Annotated in this window: 1 protein-coding gene; it reads right to left on the reverse strand. The window is 40.1% G+C overall.

Annotated features, from left to right (window positions below; genetic code table 11):
* A partial coding sequence (locus J3U68_RS10595) for a PilC/PilY family type IV pilus protein (protein ID WP_267376894.1) occupies positions 1-1,852 on the reverse strand: 1,852 nt, incomplete at its 3' end.
* Between the last annotated feature and the right edge of the window lie 461 nt (positions 1,853-2,313).

The following is a 2,313-nucleotide window of genomic DNA, read 5'->3' on the forward strand; positions in this document are numbered from 1 at the left end:
TAAATGCCAGTTCGCGCAGATGGGTATTATAAGTATCCCTGGCAGCATTTTGCTCTCGGTTGACACGGGTAATGGCTACGGCAGGCGTGCCGATTGTGTAACCGAATTGATTATTATAGCCACTCGGTGTTTGAAATAAAAACAGTTCATGGTACCAATTGGCATTCTGCATATTATCCGCAGCAATGGATTGCCCGGTAGTCAGACTTTTACCACCGATATTCAACGCAAACGCACCGCGTCCAGCCTGACCCATATTAGAGACCATAAAGATTTGCTGCGATTTATTCGGTAGTTTGGGCGTTTGAACCACGGTAAAGCCACCATTAAGCAAATAACGATGGGGATGGTTGGTGTCTTTGCCATAATTATTGCTGGTCAGATCTTTGTAATAATGGCTGACCAGATCGGAGCCATCGGTACTGTTACGTTCAATCGACATCGGCATGTAGTTGAACTTCAGATCATATGGATTGGTATCGCTGTTGGCAGCACGAAATACATACACCATGCCATCGTTGGCGGAGGTAATCAGATATTTCTGTTTGTTGAATTCTGTTTGGCCGATGGTTTCGATGGAATTATTGATGATGTCGCCCATATTTCTGGTGGAACCAAGACCAGATTTATCAGGACGCTGGCGATAATCGAGAACAAAGCCGTTTTGTTTGATCTGGTTATCGGCAGTGCTGCGGCTAAACCAATTGAGTAAACCATCACGCCATTCCAGATTATTCAGATTATTGTTATCGGCAAGTTTAAACGAATCATTTTTTAGACCGCTAAAGAGACTGCCAGAAAAAAGATAGGACTGGTTGCCATCATTCAAAACCAGTTGGCGGTTTGCAAAAGAGGGCTGTTTATTGCAGGCATTTTTGTCCGCAGCATTTTCATTGTAGGAATGAAAACACAATTGGCTGCTCCAATGCTCAGTATCGACTCTGGATTTGATCAATAGATTTTGCTTTGAGGTAGAAGATTCACCCATAATCGGCATAATGGAAGTAATGGTGCCTTTTTGTTCATTAGTTTGGGCGGTAATTTCTTTAAAGATATCCTCAAAAGCTTTTAATACCTCATCCGTTTGCATGGTATTGTAAAAATAACGGCTATTGGGATTAGTAAACGGATCATAATCCGGTTTGGGTGAGGCGCCTTTTCTCAACAGTTCAATAGCACTTCTATCATGAACATCATGCAAACCAAAACTAATGGTGAAAGTTTGTGCGGTCTGGGTGAACGTAGGAGAGTGCCCGGGCAGATGAGCCAATGGATCAGGAGCATCCCAAGGCTGACCGGCATCGTCAGTCCATCGGCGATTTGTGCGTTTAGTTGCAGCCTCAAAGCCATTACCAGCCCACTTTATAAAATTTTGATTATAAATATATTGACCAAAATTTTTCGTTCTTAACGTCTCAGTGTAATAATTGAGGGCATTGGTGGTGTTGAAAATACGGTCATTTCTGACAGTATTACCATCGAAATACCCATCGTAACCATAATCCGGCTTATTTCTTATTGCGGTAGAGTCAGTAATGGGGGCAAGAGGAGAAGAATCATATGGATACCCATCAGATAAAAGAATAAGGTAGGATTTCTGACAGCGATATTTCAATTTGTTGATTAAAATATTTCTGACAACTGCATTAAGCCTGCGATAAGTAGGTGTTAGACCACCGGCATATAAATTCCTTATATGATTGAGAATAATACTATAATCCTGATTTTTTGAAGTATCATAAAAGTGATCATATTTAGCAGGGTTATAAGTATTAAAGGGTTGAAGACTATAATAAAAATCATTACGATAGGTGCGCACAATTTTATCTAAAACATCAACTACAGCATTCATTCTGGATATATATCGGCAATTTCGGAACTCTACCAATTTTATATTTTGAGGCGGTTCATCAGATGGAAGAGGAGTGTTGATTGATTCTAGCGAATTTCTTGAGCCTATATTTTGAGCTTCCCAAGGTGGAAGATACCATCTATTACAGTATCTACCTCTTTTTTCTTGACATGTTCTAATACGGTAATTACAAACCACATCTACCGTAGAAGCCATACTTCCTGAGTCATCAATAAAGAAGGTAATGTTCGGTTTGACAAAATAGTTAGTAGTTTGAATAGATTGGCTTTGTAGGTACAGTGGCGTGTCATTGAAATGGTTGACAGCGAAGGAATGAGAATGGTAAAATAATGCTATTATAATAAAAATACTATTTAATTTAAACGATGCTCTGATGCTCTGATGCTCTGATGCTCTGATGCTCTGATGCTCTGATGCTCTGATGCTCTGATGCTCTGATG

It is taken from the genome of Snodgrassella sp. B3882 (genome assembly GCF_026535915.1).
Classification (GTDB): domain Bacteria; phylum Pseudomonadota; class Gammaproteobacteria; order Burkholderiales; family Neisseriaceae; genus Snodgrassella.